At 66.8% G+C, this 19,016-nt stretch carries 12 protein-coding genes; 8 read left to right on the top strand and 4 right to left on the bottom strand.

Annotation, left to right across the window (positions count from 1 at the left end; all coding sequences use genetic code 11):
• Both ELR45_RS01280 and ELR45_RS01275 read left to right on the top strand, forming a co-directional pair.
• Window positions 1-1,723 (top strand): NHL domain-containing protein (locus ELR45_RS01280; RefSeq protein WP_205855664.1); only part of this gene is annotated, 1,723 nt, incomplete at its 5' end.
• Between the two features lie 44 nt (window positions 1,724-1,767).
• Window positions 1,768-4,200 (top strand): NHL repeat-containing protein, encoded by a 2,433-nt coding sequence (locus tag ELR45_RS01275; RefSeq protein WP_476704119.1) that lies wholly within the window; start codon window positions 1,768-1,770, stop codon window positions 4,198-4,200.
• A 43-nt stretch (window positions 4,201-4,243) separates the two neighbouring features.
• On the opposite strand, the gene ELR45_RS01270 is transcribed toward ELR45_RS01275, so the two are convergent.
• A complete protein-coding gene (locus ELR45_RS01270; protein WP_129662792.1) occupies window positions 4,244-4,669 on the bottom strand; it encodes a MerR family transcriptional regulator in 426 nt (141 codons plus the stop codon).
• A gap of 47 nt (window positions 4,670-4,716) precedes the next feature.
• Here ELR45_RS01270 and ELR45_RS01265 point away from each other — a divergent pair, with 47 nt between their 5' ends.
• Window positions 4,717-6,876, top strand: a complete 2,160-nt coding sequence (locus ELR45_RS01265; RefSeq protein ID WP_205855663.1) for an MMPL family transporter — start codon at window positions 4,717-4,719, stop codon at window positions 6,874-6,876.
• On the opposite strand, the gene soxR is transcribed toward ELR45_RS01265, so the two are convergent.
• Together soxR and ELR45_RS01255 are read right to left on the bottom strand one after the other, a co-directional pair.
• Window positions 6,862-7,353 (bottom strand): redox-sensitive transcriptional activator SoxR, encoded by a 492-nt coding sequence (gene soxR, locus ELR45_RS01260; protein WP_129662791.1) that lies wholly within the window; start codon window positions 7,351-7,353, stop codon window positions 6,862-6,864. The genes ELR45_RS01265 and soxR overlap by 15 nt on opposite strands.
• 122 nt (window positions 7,354-7,475) lie before the next feature.
• Complete coding sequence (locus tag ELR45_RS01255) at window positions 7,476-8,975, bottom strand: MFS transporter (RefSeq protein ID WP_205855662.1); 1,500 nt, start codon at window positions 8,973-8,975, stop codon at window positions 7,476-7,478.
• Between the two features lie 207 nt (window positions 8,976-9,182).
• Between ELR45_RS01255 and ELR45_RS01250 the strand changes: the two genes are divergently transcribed.
• Entirely contained in the window at window positions 9,183-11,510 is a 2,328-nt protein-coding gene (locus ELR45_RS01250) for an NHL domain-containing protein (protein WP_165367363.1), read from the top strand.
• Between the two features lie 79 nt (window positions 11,511-11,589).
• Here the strand turns inward: ELR45_RS01250 and ELR45_RS01245 are convergent, their stop codons facing one another.
• Entirely contained in the window at window positions 11,590-13,170 is a 1,581-nt protein-coding gene (locus ELR45_RS01245) for an alkaline phosphatase D family protein (RefSeq protein WP_165367362.1), read from the bottom strand.
• Window positions 13,171-13,335: 165 nt separating this feature from the next.
• Here ELR45_RS01245 and ELR45_RS01240 point away from each other — a divergent pair, with 165 nt between their 5' ends.
• The 4 genes from ELR45_RS01240 to ELR45_RS01225 all read left to right on the top strand — a co-directional run bounded on the left by ELR45_RS01240 (window position 13,336) and on the right by ELR45_RS01225 (window position 18,795).
• Window positions 13,336-14,049, top strand: a complete 714-nt coding sequence (locus ELR45_RS01240) for a DinB family protein (protein ID WP_129662787.1) — start codon at window positions 13,336-13,338, stop codon at window positions 14,047-14,049.
• A 165-nt stretch (window positions 14,050-14,214) separates the two neighbouring features.
• The gene (locus ELR45_RS01235) at window positions 14,215-16,248 is read left to right on the top strand and encodes an FAD-dependent oxidoreductase (RefSeq protein ID WP_165367361.1); all 2,034 of its coding nucleotides are present in this window, start codon (window positions 14,215-14,217) and stop codon (window positions 16,246-16,248) included.
• Window positions 16,249-16,312: 64 nt separating this feature from the next.
• Window positions 16,313-17,737, top strand: coding sequence for an aldehyde dehydrogenase family protein (locus tag ELR45_RS01230; RefSeq protein WP_129663400.1), 1,425 nt, complete (start codon window positions 16,313-16,315; stop codon window positions 17,735-17,737).
• Between the two features lie 206 nt (window positions 17,738-17,943).
• Window positions 17,944-18,795, top strand: a complete 852-nt coding sequence (locus ELR45_RS01225; protein ID WP_129662783.1) for a hypothetical protein — start codon at window positions 17,944-17,946, stop codon at window positions 18,793-18,795.
• Window positions 18,796-19,016: the final 221 nt, after the last annotated feature.

Genomic DNA, 19,016 nt, shown 5'->3' with positions numbered 1-19,016 from the left:
CACGACCGTCGCCGGTACTGGAGAGGCGGAGGCATCGAGTGGGGACGGTGGGCCGGCGGTGGAGGCGTCGTTCACTCGGCCGATGGATGTCGAGGTGGACGCGGACGGCAATATCTATGTGGCCGACGTGACCAGGTTTGAGGCCAATGACGATGTCGTTTCCAGCCATCGGATCCGCAGGATCGGCCCGGACGGTGTGATCACCACGATCGCCGGTGGCGAGGCGTGTGGATATTCCGGTGACGGCGGACCCGCCGTGGATGCCGAGCTGTGCTATCCGAGCGAGTTGACTGTGGGCGACGACGGCACGATCTTTCTTGTCGACGAGGAACACCACCAGATTCGGGTGATCTCGCCGGATGGCGTCATCGACAGTCTGCCCACGTACGTCGACGATCCGTCTGCGCTGGCTGTCGGGCCGGACGGGGCGTTGTACGTCGGCGACGGTGATCGGGGGCAGGTACACCGGATTCCGCTCGATGCAGACCCGCCCGCCGCCGATGCGCCGGAGACCTCGGCCGGAGTGCCCGATCGGTGGGCCGACGCGGATCCTCGCGTCATCACGGTGGTCGCGGGCACCGGGAGAGCCGGTGTCTCTTTCGGTGACGGACCGGCGTTGGAAGCCGATTTGCTCGAACCCGACTCTCTCGCCGTCGGGCCGGACGGCACGCCCTACCTTTTCGACGCTAGTCGGCAAGTACGCGCGATTCGGCCGGACGGGACGATCACGACCGTCGCCGGGGGCGGCGAAGTCTCGGGCGACCATTTCGGACCAGGGCCGATGCCGGGCGACGGCCGCCTCGCATCCGAGGTGATCCTGGGTACGGTCCGCGGCATCGACGTCGCCTCCGACGGAACGCTCTTCATGGCTGACTACTACACTGGCCACGTCCTCAAGGTCAGCCCCACCGGTGTGATCACTACCGCTGCCGGCAGCGGGGAAGAGCCGGATGAGAACGAGACCGTGGCAGCAGGCGAGCCCGCCAGCCACGTGGGATTCCGTTCTCCCAGGGATGTCGCGGTTGCCCCGGACGGAAGCCTGTACGTCTTGGACTCAGGCGCCAGCCAGATCCTCCATATCGGTCTGGACGGGATCGTACGGGTAGCTGCCGGGACCGGATCAGCCGGCTTCTCGGGCGATGGAGGGCCCGCCACCGAGGCCGAGCTGGAGAAGCCGTCCACCATCGACGTCGCACCCGACGGCACCCTCTACGTCGTCGACGGCCGCGGCAACAGGATCCGCGCAATCGGCACCGACGGCGTGATCACCACCATCGGCGGAAAGGAAGGCCCTGAGTACTACGACCCCGAGTTCGATGCGTCCGAGGGTGTGGTGGCCACAGATGTCTTCCTCGACATTGACGGTCTCGCCGTCGACGACGCCGGGATGGTGTACTTCAGCAATCATGGCTCTATCCGGGCGATTGGACCCGATGGACTGATCACAAGGCTGACCTCGAGCGGCGCCGGCGCCGTTGCTCTCGCGGTGGACGGCCATGACAACCTGTACTTTGCTCAGTCTTGGGATGATCAGGTCTCGGTACTGCCAAAGGTCAGCGAGGACCCCGTCCCGGTGGCCACCGAGGACGAGGAAACCGGCATGCAGTGGTGGATTGTGATCATCGGTGTTCTGGTGGCGGCGGGCTTCGTCGCCCTTTACGGGATAGTGCGTGTCAAGCGGGGGCTGTCACTCTTGCCGTCGATGGGCCGGTGGACCTTCTGACTGTGGAAGCCTTGTGTCATGGAAGGTCATAGTTGCGCGTGGTGATGCGAACCCGGCTGCTTGCGTTGTGGTCGTGTGTGGTCCTCGTCGTGGTGGGTGTGGCTGTCCACGTTGTCTCCGTCTCTGCGGCCGATGTCCCGGGTGCGGCTGGTTCGGTGGTTGAGCCGGGGCCGTTGGAGACGGTGGCGGGAACAGGTGAGCACGGCCATTCGGGTGACGGTGGTCCGGCCGTCGACGCCGCGCTCGGTGAGGTGCAGGGTCTGGCGTTCGACGACGCGGGAAACCTCTATATCGCTAGCCGTCCCCGTGGTGACGAGCGTGGCGCGTATATCCGGATGGTCGCTCCGGACGCGACGATCAGTACCGTGGCCGGCGGACCGGTCGTGGAGACCGACGAGTCGGCCGTTGACATTGCATCTGGCGGGCTGGCCGGGGTCAGCGGCATTGACACGGGGCCGGACGGTGAGTTGTATATCGCCGATGGCCTGGTTGGCCAGGTGATGCGGCTTGATCCTGGCGAGAAACCGACCGTCGTCGCCGGCACCGGTGAATACGGGCACGCGGGCGACGGCGGTCCGGCTACTGCCGCTCAGTTGAACACGCCCGTCAATGTCGCTGTCGGCAACGAGGGTGAGCTTTATGTGGCCGACGCGGGCGGTTACATCCGCCGGATCGGCGCCGACGGCGTCATCACCACCGTCGCCGGCATGGGGGAGACAGAGGCGTCCGGCGGGGATGGTGGGCCGGCCGTGGAGGCGTCGTTCGCTCGTCCGATGGATGTGGAGGTCGACGCGGACGGCAACATCTATGTGGCCGACGTCACCAGGCTCTATGCCAGCGACGGGGACACACCCAGCCATCAGATCCGCGAGACCGCCACCTACCCCCGGCTGGGAACCGGCTACGGCGACATTCCCGGCCATCGGATCCGCAAGATTACCCCGGACGGTGTGATCGCGACGATCGCCGGTGGCGAGGAGTGCGGGTATACCGGCGACGGCGGACCCGCGGTGGACGCCGAGCTGTGCTATCCCCGCGAGCTGGCCGTGGGCGACGACGGCACGACTTTTCTGGTCGACGAGGAACACCACCAGATCCGGGTGATCTCACCGGACGGCAGCATCGACAGCCTGCCCACGTACATCGACGATCCGTCCGCGCTGGCCATCGGGCCGGACGGGGCGTTGTACGTCGGCGACGGTGATCGGGGTCAGGTGCACCGGATTCCGCTCGACGGGGATCCGGTCGCCTCGGATGCCCCGGAGGCCTGGGCCGGAGTGCCCGATCGGTGGGCCGACGCGGATCCTCGCGTCGTCGCGGCGGTCGCTGGCACCGGTTCCTCCGGTTTCTCCGGTGACGGGGGACCGGCGCTGGATGCGCAGCTGGCCGATCCCGACGATCTCGCCTTCGGGCCTGATGGCACGCTCTACGTGCTTGATCGGGGCAACGAACGCATACGCGCGATCGAACCGGACGGGACGATCACGACTGTCGCAGGGGCCGGCGGCCTGGGCGCCGGTCTGCCCGGGCTTGGGCCCACGGAGGGTGACGGCCGCCTCGCATCCGAGGTGATCCTGGGTAGGGTCAGCGGCATCGACGTCGCCTCCGACGGCACCCTCTACATGGCCGACAGCAGCAACGACCGGATCCGGAAGGTCAGCCGCACCGGCATGCTCACCACTGTCGCCGGCACCGGGAAACGACCGGATGAGAACAACATCGCCGCAGCTGGCGCACTCGCCACTGAAGTGGCGTTCCACGCCCCTCATGATGTGGCGGTCGCCCCGGACAGGAGCCTGTACGTCTTGGACTCAGACGCCCACCAGGTCGTCCATATCGGTCTGGACGAGACTGTGCAGGTGGCCGCCGGGACTGGATCCGCCGGCTTCTCCGGCGACGGAGGACCCGCAATCGAGGCCGAGCTGGAGAGACCGACCAACATCGACGTCGGAGCCGACGGCACTCTCTACATCGTCGACGGCGGTGAGCGGGTCCGTGCCGTCGGCTCCGACGGCGTGATCACCACCATCGGCGGAAAAGAGGACTCCGAATTCGGCAATCCCGAATATGATGACTCGACTGAGGGTGTGCGGGCCATAGATGTCTTCCTCGACATTGACGGTATCGCCGTCGATGACGCAGGGACCGTGTATCTCGGCACATATAATTCGATCCAGGCGATCGGACCCGATGGAGTCATCACGAAGCTGACCGCGAGTGCCGGCGCCGCTGCTCTCGCCGTGGACGGCTCGGACAACCTGTACTTTTCCGACCACGATCAGGTCTCGGTACTGCCGAAGGTCAGCGAGGATCCCGTCCCAGTGGCCGCCGACGACGAGGAGTCTGGCATGCAATGGGGGACAGTGATCACCGGTGTTCTGGTGGCGGCGGGCGTCGCCGTCGTCTACGGGATCCGTCCAGCAAATCCCCGTCTCGGCCGGCCACCCGTACCTCATAAGCCTGACCGCAACCGGTGACGGGTCGCTGCCTTGGCAAGTCGCGGCTGCGGGGTGTCGTCATTTACTGGAACTTGAGATCCGGGATGTTGAGGCGGGCCTGGAGGGCTGAGCGGAAGTTTGGACAGGTATTCGGATCGCGATGCGGGCAGTCGAGGGCGTGCTGGATCATTTCCCTAGCCCGCTGTGCGTCGGAGATGCGAGCGTCGAGCTCCGCGACCTTGCGCTGAGCCTGCTGTCTCCAGCCACGGCCTTCTCGACCCCACGCTTCCAGAATCCGCCCGGTCTCCGCGAGCGTGAAGCCCGCATCCTGGCAGAGGCGAATGAATGCGACACGCTCAGCACTCTCTGGCGTGTAGCGCCTTCCCTGGTTGCCCAGCTCCGCGGGTGATAGCAGGCCGAGCCGCTCGTAGTAGCGGAGCGCCGAGGTTGCCACACCGGTGCGTCGAGCGAGCTTTCCGATCGGCACGAGGTCATCTGCTTTCGGCATGATGCTCCTTGACTTGAAGCGCGCTTCAACACCCAGTATCCACTTACATGGACCTTGAGGTCGTGCGGATGAAGCTCAAGGACAGGCTCGCGGGCATTCCGACCCGGGCCGCGTGGTGGAGCGCCACCCATCCCTGGTGGGCGATAGGTAGCTGGCTGCTCTTCGTGATCGCGGCCGTCGCGCTCGCAACCATCGTGGCCACCGAGCGCCCGACCGATGCCGACTACCGGGTCGGTGAGTCCGGACGGGCAGACGCGCTGATCCATGACGCCGGCCTGGCCCAGCCGCCGGGGGAGCGCGTGCTGATCAGTGCGCCCGACGGCGGGCTCGACCGTTCTGTTGGCAACGCCGCGGCCGCCACGGTCGCCGACGAGATGACCGAGGTCGAGAGCGTCGAAGAGGTCGGCGATCCGATCCCGAGTGAGGACGGCGCGGCGCTGCTGGTGCCGGTCATCCTCGACTCCGAGGACGTCGACGTCGACCCGCTGCTCGCCGCCACCGCCGCGGCTCAGGACGCTCATCCGGACCTGAGCATCGAGCAGACCGGTGACCTCTCTCTCGTGGCTGCGTTCGAGGACCGGCTTGGCGAGGACCTGCGCTCCGCGGAGTTGATCAGTGTCCCGATCGTGCTGATCCTGATGCTGCTCGCGTTCGGCGCGCTGATCGCGGCGGGCCTGCCGGTGCTGCTCGCCGCGACGAGTGTCGCGGCTACCATCGGGATCACCGCTCCGGTCTCGCACCTGGTGCCGGCCGACCTGTCCGTGGACAGCATGATCGTGCTGATTGGCGTAGCGGTCGGCGTCGACTACTCGCTGTTCTATCTCAAGCGCGAGCGCCAAGAACGCGAGGCCGGTCGAGGCACGGTGAACGCGGTCGAGATCGCGGCCGAAACCTCCGGCCACGCGATCCTAGTCTCCGGGGGAGCGGTGATCGCGTCACTGGCCGGCCTGTTCGTGCTGACCGACGCCACCTTCAACTCCCTGGCCAGTGGGGCGATCATCGTGGTCGCGGTCGCGGTGCTCGGCTCGATCACGGTGCTACCGGCCTTGTTGGTCAAGCTCGGCCGCTGGGTCGACCGGCCCCGGATCCCAGGCTTGTGGCGCCTCAACCGCCGGATCGGCCGCGGCGGCATCAGCGGCCGGCTGATCGGGCCCGTGGTCCGCCACCCGGTGGTGGCGCTGGTGATCGCCGCCGTCGGCGTCGTCGTGCTCGCCGCACCCGCGCTCGGCATGAAGACCCATGAGGAGAACATCGAGGCGGTCCCCGGCGACATCGCAGAGGTGCAGGCCTTTAAGCGGATCGCGGCGGCCTACCCCAGCGAAGGCGGCACGGTGACCGTTGTCGCGCAAGCGGACTCAGCGGACCGTGCCGACGTCGTCGCGGCGCTGCGTCGACTCGCTGACGATGCCGCCGAAACCGGGCACTTCACCAGCGGCGGCGAGGTGCGGACGTCGAGCGACGCCGGCACCTCGACCATCGAGGTGGCGATGCCGTACAACCAGGCCGACGACCGAGTGGCGGCAGCCATCGAACTACTCCGGTCCGACCTGGGGCCGACGGTACTCGCGGGCGTCGCCGAGGAATGGGCGGTGGGTGGCGAGCCCGCGCACACGCTGGATGACTCCGAGAAGCGGGCTGACCGATTGCCGCTGCTGCTGGGTTTCGTGCTGCTGCTGACCTGCCTGATGATGGCCGCGTCGTTCCGCAGCATCGTGCTGGGTGCGGTGTCGACGGTGCTCAACTTGGCTTCGGTCGGCGTCGCGTTCGGGGTGCTTGTGGTGGTGTTCCAGCACGGCTATGGGGAGTCGCTGCTCGACTTCACCAGCCCGGGTTTCGTGATCGACTGGGTGCCGATTTTCGTGCTCGCGGTGCTGGTCGGGCTGTCGATGGACTACCACGTATTCGTGATCAGTCGGATCCGTGAGCTGGTGGCCAGCGGCGTGCCAACCCGGGCCGCGGTGCATCAGGGCATCGTCGATTCCGCGGGCGTGGTCACCAGCGCGGCGGCGGTGATGGTGGCAGTCTTCGCGATCTTCGCGACGGTGTCGTTGATCGAGATCAAGATGCTGGGTGTGGGCCTGGCCGCGGCGATCCTGCTCGACGCCACGCTGATCCGACTCGTCGTGCTCCCAGCGGTGTTGGTGCTGCTTGGCGACCGCACCTGGTGGCCCTCATCTCCGGCCCGTCGCGCATCATCTGCGAGATGATCTGCGAGTTCGCCGGCGGCGAGAGTTGCCGGGCTCTTGCAGTCGCACCGGGCCAGGTCCGTGGCCTTGCAGCGCGTCGTCCGGATTGAGAAGCAGGCAGGCCTTCATCGACAGGCAGCCGCAACCGATACATCCGGTGAGTTCGTGTTCGAGATTCTCGATCGCACGCCGGCGGTCCTCGAGTTGTTTCTTCCAGACGCGGGACACTCGCTGCCAGTCCGCATGGGTGGGGGAACGGTCGGCTGGAAGGGTCGCGAAGACCTTGGCGACATCCGAGAGTGGGACGCCGAGTCGTTTGGCCACGATGATCAGCGAGATGCGCCGGAGCATGTGCCGCGCGAAGATGCGCTGGTCGCAGGCATTGCGATCGGCGTAGATCAGGCCCTTGCGCTCGTAGAAGTGCAGTGCGGAGGCGGATACGCCAGTCCGGCGGATAACCTCGCCGATCGTGAGGTGATCGTCCGGACTCGCGTGCATATCGTCTCATCCTCGTCGATTCAGGTGTAGGCGGACGCGTGGTGCCATCTCGATGCCGGTCACGACGGTACAAACCTAACTAAGGTTGAGGTCAACTTCGTTGTGAGGCCCATGCGCGGGCGTCAGCGGGCGTGCTGGGAAGCCGAGGCGCGGCTGAAGATCAGCCGGGCCACGATGATCGAGAGCACGAGGCACAGCGCGCCGACGCCGAGCTGGGTCATCTGCCATGACCACGTGAACGCGTCCAGCTCTGCGGTGGGATCGCTGCCGAGGTCGCCGGCGCTCACGGCCGCGGCGTCGGTGGAGTCGCCGAGCCTGCTGGTGAGCAGGCCGATCAGGGAGGCGCTGAACGCGGCGATCACGAGGGCTTCGGCTGCCCCTCGTAGTGTGTTGAGGAACCCGGCGGCCATGCCGACGGAGTCAGCAGGAACGAGGCTCATCGCCTGGCCGTCCGTGATCCCGAACGAGGCGCCCATGCCGATCCCGATCATCAACAGCGGGCCGGCGACGAGGGCGACCGTGTGCTCGGCGCTGAGCGTCATCAGCCACAGGTTCCCTACGACGACGAGCGCCAGGGCGATCAGGATTAACAGGTGGGCCGGAGCGCCCCTGTTCACCAAGGTGACGGCGATCATGGGCATGACCAGCACCGGCGCGGTCAGCAGCAGCATTGTCACGCCGGCGACGGCGGGGGAGAGGCCGGCCGCTGCCTGCAGGTAGGTGGGAAGGAACACCAGGACGCCGAGGAAGCCGATCGAGGTGGTCAGTGTGGCCAGGCTCCACCCCGTGAATCCGCGATTGGCGACCAGGGAAGGCGCGAGCACGGGAGAGGTGCTCCGGCGTTGCACGGCGCTGAAGAGCATCAAGGCGACCAAGCCGGCGATTGCGGCGATCACGATGATCGGATGAGTCCAGCCCAGCGCGCTGGCTTCCAGGAGAGCGAACATCAGCAGGGTGAGTGCGGCGATGAACAGCACGCTGCCCACCCAATCGGTTGCACGCGTATCGGTCGCGCGTGACTCGCGGGCCCGGGTCGCGCCGAGCGCGATGAGCAGGCCGACGACGGTGAAGACCGCGAAGCTGCCCCGCCACCCGGTCGCGCTGATCAACAGGCCCGACATCGTCGGGCCGACCGCGATGCCGATCCCGGCCATCGTGCCCATCAGCGCGAAGGCCCGGTTGCGAGCCGCGCCGTCGTAGCTGGAGGCGAGCAGCGCGCCGCCGGCGGCCATGATCCCGGCACCCCCGGCGCCGGAGACGATCCGGGCGATGTCGGCGATCACGATCGACGGGCTCAGCGCTGTCGCGAGGAACCCGGCCGCGAAGATCAGCGCGGCGACGATGAACACTCGACGTCGCCCGACCCGGTCGGCGGTCGACCCTGCGACGAGTGTCATGGCGGCGAAAGCCAGGTTGTAACCGGCGACGACCCAATGCAACGCCGACCCGGACGTGTCGAGATCGCGGCCGATGTTCGGCAGCGCGACCGCGGTGCCGGAGATCGACATCGCGACCAGGACCACGCCGACGAGTACCACGGGGAGGGTCAACGGAGCTGGTAGAGCGGTCTTCGTCGTGGACGCTGTCGAGGTGGGTGCGGAATCGGATGTTGTGGTGTCCATGCTCTTCGCTTTCGTGCGGGAAACGTGTCGTTGAAGAGCCCACCAGCTCAACTGCGATTGAGGGCAAACGACGTGGCCGGCGCGGGCAAGACCACCGCGATAGACATCTACGACCACCACGGACGCCGAGCGATGATCCACGCCATAGCTCGATGTCGCCCCGCACGTTGCAAGGGGACATATATCGTCGCGTGCCATGCTCGCCCCGTGTTCCGAGCCGTTCTCCTGACGTTGTCGTTGTTGTGCACCACCATCTCCATCGGTGGTGGCGTGTCCGGCGCCGTGGCTTCTGCACCGGCCCGTGCTGGAACCGCAGCCGTTTCGCCGGTCGAGCCCGGTCCGCTTGAGACGGTGGCGGGATCCGGCGAGCGGGGTTACGAGTGGGGACTGGACGGTGACGATGAGGGTGGGCTGGCCACCGAGGCGAAGCTCGGCGAGGTGAGCGATGTGGAGGTCGACCACGCGGGAAACCTGTATATCGCCACTGCCAGCTTCTATTCCACTAACGGCACGTCCGTACATAGAGTCGCGCCGGATGGGACCATCAGCCGCGTTGCGGGCGGACGGCCCTCTGAGGCCGGCGTCTCTCACTGGGATCTCACACCTGACGGCCTGGGGCGCGTCAGCGGCGTCGCCGTCGGTCCGGACGGTGAGCTTTATGTCGCCGATGATCGTGCCAACCAGGTTGTGCGTGTTGACCCTGGTGGGGAGTCAACCGTGGTCGCCGGCACTCGCGAAGATGGCAACGCCGGCGACGTGGGGCCTGCGACAAGCGCCCAGCTGGAGAGCCCCAAGGATGTCGCCGTCGGTAACAGCGGCGAGCTCTATGTGGTGGACGCCGGTTACATCCGCCGGATCGACACCGATGGCATCATCACCACGATCGCCGGCACTGGGCTCGGAGAGCCCTCCAGCGGGGACGGTGGACCGGCCGTGGAGGCAACGTTCACCCGGCCGTGGGACATCGAGATCGACGCCGCCGGCAACATCTATGTGAATGACCTCACCTGGAGAAATGAGGACAACGAGATTCCCAGCCACCGGATCCGCCGGATCGACACCGATGGCATCATCACCACGATCGCTGGCGGCGAGACATGCGGGCACACCGGAGGCGGTGGACCGGCGGCAGATGCCGAGCTGTGCGATCCCAGCGAGATCGCCGTGGCCGCCGATGGAACCATCTATCTGGACGACCCCGAATATCATCAGATCCGGGTGATCTCGCCAGATGGCACCATCAACCGCCTGCCCACCTACGTCCATGACCTGGCGGCGCTGGCCATCGGGCCGGATGGTGCCCTGTACGTGGGTGACGGCACCCTGCGCCAGGTGCATCGCATTCCTCTCGGCGAGCCCGGGGCCGCCCCTGACGGGCGGGACACCTCGGCCGTAGCGCCCGACCTGTGGGCGGACGCTGACCCCCACGTCGCCACCGGGGTGGCAGGCACCGGCACAGATGGTTCCTTCGGCGACGGTGGGCCGGCGACTGACGCCCAGCTCTCCAGCGCCAGTGACCTGGCGGTCGGGCCTGACGGCACGGTCTACGTGTTGGATCACGACAATGACGGATGGCACTGGGTGCGAGTACGCACGATAGATCCGGACGGGACGATCACGACTGTTGCTGGAGGTGGTGACCAGCGGGGTGACTCGCGCGAACCTGGGCCCACCTGGGGTGATGGCCAGTTGGCGACCGAGCAGGCCCTGGGCAACGTCCGCGGCATTGATGTGGCGCCGGACGGGACGCTCTTCATGGCCGACCGCGGGCTTCGTCGGGTCCGAAGTGTCAGCCCTGCTGGGCTGGTCAGCACGGTCGCCGGTACTGGGGAGATTCCGGAGGCGGGCGACGTCCCCTGGTCGGGCGTCGCGGCTACTCACATGGTGCTCGGCAGCCCTGAAGATGTCGCCGTCGCGCCGGACGGGAGCTTGTATGTCTCGGATTCCCAGCGCCATCAGGTCTTCCATATTGGCCGGGACGGCGAGGTGCAGGTGGCCGCCGGTATTGGAACCGCGGGTTCCTCCGGCGATGACGGGCCTGCCACCGAGGCCGAGTTGGACACGCCGTCCGACATCGACGTCGGAGCCGACGGGACCCTCTACATCGCCGACGGTGGGAACCGGATCCGTGCCGTCGGCCCTGATGGCGTGATCACCACCTTCGCTGCTGATGTCAGCCTGAGGGGCATCAGGGGTCTTGCAGTCGATGATTCCGGCACGGTCTACTCGAGTGAGGTTGGATCGATCCGAAAGATCGGAACCGATGGAACCGTCACGACAATAATTGATAGCCGTGACTTGCCGTTCGTCCTTGCTGCCGATGGGGTCGCCTTTGATGGCACGGGGAATCTGTACTTTTCCCAAGAACACCAGGTGTTCGTGTTGCCTCGAGTCGACGAGGAGGTCATCCCTGAGGAGGCCGAGGAGGAAGCGACCGGCACTCCCTGGCCGTGGGCGATCATCGGCGTGCTGGTGGCCGCAGCTGGTGTCGCCGGATATGTGCTGATCCGCCGGCGGCCGGGAAGGTTCGGCTAGCCGCCGGCCGACCGGGATCGGACGGCGGCGTTGACGATCGCCGCGCTCGCGGTGGGTGACTGGCTGGCCCTCGGTCCACTCACGCCGACTGCAGCCCCGGGTCTTCCCGCTCGGTGACGAAGCTAGCGCGGGTCGATATCGGTGCCCCCGGCTCGCTGACGTAGGGGAGTACCCGGAAGTCCGTCTGCCAGGTGTCCCTTGTCACGTTGCAGCGCATATATCCGCGATGGTTGTTGAAGAACTTGATGTGCGGGCTCTCGCTCATGATCGTCTTCCCACCGGAGTTGGTGTCCGAGCCGTCGCCCGTCGTGGTGATCGAGGTTGTGACGAACTCGACGCCGAAGGTCTCCGACGACTGATCGTAGAAATCGGTCTTGAGGTCGGCGGCGTAGTTGCGGTGCGCGTCGCCGGTGAGTACAACGGGTTGGGACGGTTGCCGCTCAATGATGCCGTTCACGATGCGGTCGCGCGATGCTGCGTAGCCATCCCAGGAGTCCAGGTAGTTGCGTTCCGGCGGCCCTGCCGCGGAGTCGCGTTGTGCGAAGAAGATCTGCTGGGCCAGCACATTCCACGCCGCGTCCGATCGGGCGAGACCATCGAGCAACCATGCTTCCTGCTCGGGGCCGGTCAGTGTGCGGTTGGGGTCGAGCCGTTCGTCGCAACCGATCTGAGTGCCGTCGCCACACGCCTGATCGGACCGATACTGTCGCGTGTCGAGCACGTGGAACGTCGCGAGGCGACCCCAGCCGAGGCGGCGGTAAAGCTGCATATTGATGCCGGACGGCGCCGATGAATGACGCAGCGGCATGTTCTCCCAGTAGGCTTGCGCCGCTGCGGCCCGGCGCCGGAGGAAGTCCTCTCGCGTCTGGCCGTCGTTCTCGGGCACCTCGTCGGCCCAGTTGTTGTCGATCTCGTGGTCGTCCCAGGTCACGATCCACGGTGCCACGGCGTGCGCTGCCTGCAGGTCGGGGTCGCTCTTGTACTGCGCGTATCTGATCCGGTAGTCGGTCAGCGTGTAGGTGTGGCCGTTGACGAAGTTCCGGACGTTGCCGGTCGACGAGCGGTACTCGTTGGGGCCGTGTTCGTAGATGTAGTCGCCCAGGAACAGCACGAAGTCGGGGTTTTCCTCGGCGAGGTGGCGGTAGGCGGTGAAGTACCCGTGCTCGTACATGACGCATGACGCGACCGCGAAGTTCATTGCCACGCTCGAAAGAGCGGGCGGAGCAGTATGCGTCCGGCCAGTCGGGCTGATGGCGTCGCCGGCCCGGAACCGGTAGTAGTAATCCCGGCCAGGGCGCAGCCCGTCGACCTCGACGTGGACCGAATGGCCGAGCTCGGGACCGGTCACGTATGTGCCTTGGCGTTCGACGCGCCGGAAACCCTCGTCACGCGCCACCTGCCAGTGCACCTCGAACGGGCGCGGCGGCATGCCCCCGCTCCCGTCTGCTGCCAGTGGGTCTGGCGCCAGACGGGTCCACAGCACGACGCCGCCGGGAATCGGCTCCCCTGAGGCCACGCCGAGCGTGAAAGGATCCTCGCCGGTCGGCGTCTTGGCGGCCGCTAGCCGAACCCAAGCCGGCAACGACATCGTCGTTGCGGCCGCCACTGCGCCGGCTCCGGCCAATCCAAGAACACCGCGGCGCGTCACATCTGCCTGCATGGTCCCCTCCTGCGTCGTTGAGGTGGACTGACGATACGGTGCGCAAGCCGACGCCTGGGTTACGTCCGCACCATGTCTCGGGCAACGACGACTGAACGTGCGGTGTGTGAACTCGGGTGGTACCACCCCATTCAGCAGCCGACGTTCAGTACGTAGCGTGTGAGGATGCGGTTCGATGAGGCTGAGCGGCGCGGGTCTGAGTACGTGAACGTCGACCTCTCTGGTGTCCGGTTGCGGAATGTCGACCTCACTGGTGCGAAGGTCATGGAGGCGATGCTCGTCAATGCCAGGTTCTCCGGGTTGATCGAAGGGCTGGTGGTCAACGACATAGAGGTCGCACCGCTCATCGAGGCAGAACTCGATCGGCGCTATCCCGAGCGACTCAAACTTCGCCCGTCGGACGCGGCCGGAGTACGGGAAGCGTGGTCGGTCATCGAGGACATGTGGGCTGCGACTAAACAGCGGGTGAACGACCTACCCGAGGCGATACTGCACGAACGAGTGGACGACGAGTGGTCGTGTGCCGAGACGTTTCGCCATCTCGTGTTCGTGACCGACGGCTGGATCAGTGGCGCCGTCCTCGGCCGAACCAATCACCATCATCCTTTTGGGATGCCGCCGAGCTATATCACCGATCCGGAGCGTTTTGGAATCGAGGTGGACGCGGACCCGTCGATTGCCGAGGTCATCGCCGCCCGTGAGGATCGGATGGCGACCGTGCGTGGTGTGGTTGACGAGGTTACTGATGAGGATCTCGAGCGGGCGTGTGGTGAGCAAGGGCAACACACCGTTCTGTCCTGCCTGCACACGCTGTTCGACGAGGAGTGGGCGCACAACCAGTACGCGAACCGGGATCTTGACATAGTCACGCGTGCCTGAACTGGGGGCACTAGGTCTTCCGCCCTGCGCAAACCCGCCTTGACGAGCACTGGACCGGTACCTAGGTTGGCGAGCCATCCGTACGGCGTGCGCTGTGCGATGTCCCGATCCGGACCAGCGGTGGATGTGCGGTCCGTCGGAACCATGAGCGCAGAAGGAGAAGCGATGAAGCTCACCAAAGCGCAGGTACAAACACTCCGGGACGTTGTGGACACGGTCTGTCCGTCGTTGCCGCACCCTGATGACCGCACTGGGTTCTGGGCCACGCCCGGCAGCGCTACCGGCGCCGTCGAGGCGCTCCAATACTGGATCGAGGAGCAGCTGCCGGCGGACGTCGCCGAAGGGCTCGGCCAGTTGCTCGACGGACTTGGCCAGATGTCCTTCTCGGCCGGCGGCCAGAACGTCCGCGAGACCCAGCTCGACGTGCTGTGCCACATCAGCCGCGAAGCTCGGATCGGGGTCAGCACGATCACGGCGAAGGCGGCGAGTTTCGCCTACTCGGTCACCGACGACAACGACCGCAACGTGTTCTGGGAGGGCATCGGCTACCCGGGACCGCCGCCGTCGCCGCGGCCGGATGCTCCGGCCCCGATCGAGCCGTACGTCCCCAGCGACGGCCAGACGCTCGAGTGCGACGTCGTCGTGGTGGGTTCCGGCGCCGGCGGCGGCACGATCGCCGGGACACTGGCGACGCAGGGCAAGCGCGTGATCGTACTCGAGGCAGCCGGCTACTACTCCGAGCGTGACTTCCGCCAGACCGAGCACTGGGCCAACACACACCTGTATTACGGCGGCGGTCCGACCGGGACGAGAGAGGGCAACGTCCTGCTGTTCGCCGGGACGACATTGGGCGGCGGCACGACCATCAACTGGCAGGACTGGGTCCTGCCGACCGAGCATGTCCGGGCGGAGTGGGCCTCGTACGGCCTGGACGACGTGGCGACGGCCGAGTGGGACCGCCACATGTCCGCCGTCATGCGACGGGTCAACGCCACCCCCGGCTGTAGCGACCTCAACGGCCCGCACAAACGGCTGACCGAGGGAGCCGGGAAGCTGGGGTGGGTGTGGCGGGGCGCGACCAGAAACGTGGACGCGCAGAAGTACGACCCGGCCTGCGCGGGATATGTCCACTTCGGCGACGTGTCAGGCGCCAAGAACGGCACCCTCAAGACATATCTGCAGGACGCCTATGACCACGGGGCGCGGATCCTGACCCGCACCCGCGCCGAGGAGATCATCACGGCGAACGGCCGGGGTACCGGCGTCAAAGCGACGTACACCGATCCGGTCACCGGTGAGCGGGCGGCGGTGACGGTGCTCGCCGACGACGTGGTGGTAGCGTGCGGCGCGCTCGAGACACCGGCGCTGCTGCTGCGCAGCAGCATCGGTGGCCCGGCGGTCGGCAAGTACCTGCACGTCCATCCCGGCAACCTGATCCTCGGCGAGTACGAGGAGGAGCAGGAACCGTGGTGGGGCCCGCCGCAGGCGGCCATGGTCCACGAGTTCGCCGACAAGGACGGCAACGGGTACCTGCTGGAATGCTCGCACTTCTACACCGGGACCTGGGCGTCGCTGCTCGGCTTCAACGGCGGGCGCGATCACAAGGAACGGATGAGCCGGCTGCGCAACATGGCGCTGTTCCTGTTCATCCTCCGCGACCGCGGCACCGGCGAGGTCACCATCGATGAGAACGGCAAGGCGACGCACTCCTACCCGTTCGACGACGAGCTCGATGTTCGGCATTACTACGAAGGCATCGGCAGACTCGTGCGCGCCCACGCCGAGGCGGGCGCGTCGCGGGTCCACCCGGCCGTGCGAGGCATTCCGCCTTGGAACCGCGGTGAGGACCTCGAGGCGTTCATCGAGAAGCTGCATGAGATCCCAGTAGGTGTGGAGGGCTACCTCGCCGGCAGCGCGCACCAGATGAGTTCGGCCCGGATGGGATCGGACCCGCAGACCTCGGTGGCGGACCAGGCTGGGCAACTGCACGACACTCGCGGCGTGTGGATCGGCGACACCAGCGCGTTCCCGACAGCTTCCGGGGCCAACCCGATGGCCAGCTGCATGACGTTCGCTCGCCGCACCGCGGAGAACATCCTCGGCCATCGCCTGCCGGACGAGGCCGCCACGGCCACCACGTCTGCCACGGCCACGGCCGTGCCTGCAGGGGCCACGGCAGCATCGCCGGCTCGATCCTGAAGGAGATCAACACATGACTCAGCAACTCTCCACCGCGGCGGTAGACCCCCGACACCACCAGGGTGTGGTCGTCCGCGACAGGCACTACATCGACGGGCAGTGGACGGCGCCGTCCGGCCAGGGTCACATCGACGTCATCGATGCGACGACAGGCGAGGTTATGGCTCGCGTCCCGGAGGGCGCGCCGGAGGACGTCGACGCCGCGGTCGCCGCGGCCGCGGCTGCGTTCCCAGCCTGGTCGGCGCTGCCGCTGGAGGACCGGGCGGCGGTATGCCGGCAGATCGCGGACGGGCTGAACGCACGGGGTGCCGAGATCGCCGAGTTCATCTCCCGCGAGCTGGGCACACCGCACGTGCTGGCCGTGGCAGTGCAGACCGGGACTCCGCTCACTACGTTCGCATCCATGGCCGACTTCGGCCCGGAGCTTTCGCTGGAGGAGGAGATCGGCGGCACCACGGTGGTGAAGGAGGCGATCGGGGTCGTCGGCGCCATGACACCGTGGAACTTCCCGCTGCACCAAGTCGCCGCGAAGGTGGCGCCGGCGTTGCTGACCGGCTGCACGGTTGTGCTCAAACCGAGCGAGGTGTGCCCCATGTCGGCGTTCGTGCTGGCGGAGGTCATCGACGAGCTCGGCCTGCCGCCGGGGGTGTTCAACCTGGTGACCGGCTACGGCCCGGTCGTCGGCGAGGCCATCGCGGCGCACCCGGACGTCGACATGGTCAGCCTCACCGGTTCCACCCGAGCCGGCCGCCGCGTCGGCGAGCTGGCCGCGCAGACGGTCAAGCGGGTCACCCTCGAACTCGGCGGGAAGGGCGCGAACGTGCTGCTCGACGACGTCGACGGTGCCGACCTCCAGGCGGCCGTGGGCGGCGCATTGGGTAACTGCTACTTCAACGCCGGGCAGGCATGCGCTGCGCTGACCCGGCTGGTAGTGCCGCGCAGCAGGCTCGCGGACGTCGAGCGGCTAGCCGTCGCGGCCGCGGAGTCATTCGTGCCCGGCGATCCCTTCGATCCCGCCACTACCGTGGGCCCGCTGGTCAGCGACGTCCAGCGGGAGCGGGTGCGCGAGTACATCAGCAAGGGAATCGAGGAAGGGGCCTGGCTGCTGACCGGGGGCGTCGAGCCGCCGGATGGCCTTGACCAGGGCTACTTCGTCCGGCCGACGGTGTTCACCGACGTCGATCCGCGCTCGGTGATCGCCCAGGAGGAGATCTTCGGGCCGGTCCTCGTGATCATTCCGTACGACGACGAGGACCACGCGGTCGAAATCGCGAATGGGACCGCCTACGGTCTGACCAGCGGGGTCTGGTCGACCGATCGCGACCGGGCCGCCGCCTTCGCACGCCGGATGCGGACCGGGGTCGTGTTCATCAACGGCGCCACCCTGAACCCGCTCGCTCCGTTCGGCGGCTACAAGCAGTCGGGCAACGGGCGCGAACTGGGCCGGCTGGCGATCGATGAGTTCCTCGAAGTCAAGGCCGTCTACTGACTCGACGGACAGAGGTGTGAGCACCGCGACGTTGGTCACGCGACGCAGCCACGTGTGTAGTGCGCGTGAAGCGGGGTCTGTCAGGCTTGCCGTCGATCGGTGGTTAAGCCGGTGACTCGTGGGGCCTTGCATTCACTCGCAGGGCCTCCGATGTCCGTTTGACCCCCATCAACGGCAGTCGACGACACCATACGGAGTTCGTAGGCATGAACCGCACGAAGACTATGACGTCTGTGCTCGGCGCAACCGCGCTGGCGCTGTTGCTCGCCGCCTGCGGCTCCGACGACGGCGCCAACCCGTTCGCGGGCATCGACAACGCCGACGGCAACAACGCCCATGGCGACGACGACTCGCAGGCCGCCAGCGATGCGTACTGCGACCGAACGGAAGCGTTCGGCGAAGGCGTGCTGCAGAGTGCCACGTTCAGTAACCCACAGCAGGCGGAATCCGTCGCCGGCGAGTTGCGGAAGATCGCTGATCTCGCACCCGACCAGGCCGTAGCGGACGACTGGAATCTGTTGGCCGACGGTATCGAGGCACTGTCCGACAGTGAGGATGGTGCCCGCGTGATGCACCTCGACATGGCCCTCGTCGAGCTGTCGGAGAACTTCCCCGATGAATACGAAGACGTCGACGTCGTCGACGTCCACATCAACAAGCACCTTCGGCGCGAATGCCAACACCCTGGAGTGCATACTGTCGGCGAGTCGGATGAGCAAGAGCAGGACCCGGAGGAAGATCCTGGGCAAGACGTCGATGCGGTGCCCACAGGCGGGTACTGCGACCTGGCCGCGGAGTTCAACGACACGATGACCAACAATGCAGGCGTTCCGGACGCAGACCTACTGGACGCTTACGCTGGCGCGGCTCGTGAGCTCGCCGGCGCCGCACCGGACCAAGCCATCGCGGACGATTGGAACGCCATGGCCGGCTTCTTCGAAGCCGCAGCGAACATCGACTTCAGTGACCCGTACGCTCTCGACGATCTCCAACAGGACTGGGACTTCGATCAGATGGGTGAGCGACTCGACGAGCACGCCACACGTGAGTGCCGTTGAGAGTAGAAGGGCATGGCGTCGGATTGATGCACGCCCACGTCGAGATCATGGAAGGTCATAGTTGCGCGTGGTGATGCGAACCCGGCTGCTTGCGTTGTGGTCGTGTGTGGTCCTCGTGGTGGCTATGGCTGTCCACGTTGTCGCCGTGTCTGCGGCCGATGCTCCGGCAGCAGCCGGTTCGGTGGTCGAGCCTGGTCCGTTGGAGACGGTGGCGGGATCGG

This window comes from Phytoactinopolyspora endophytica (genome assembly GCF_004138495.1).
GTDB classification, from domain to species: Bacteria; Actinomycetota; Actinomycetes; order Jiangellales; family Jiangellaceae; genus Phytoactinopolyspora; species Phytoactinopolyspora endophytica.
This window is presented reverse-complemented; position numbering and strand designations above follow the sequence as displayed.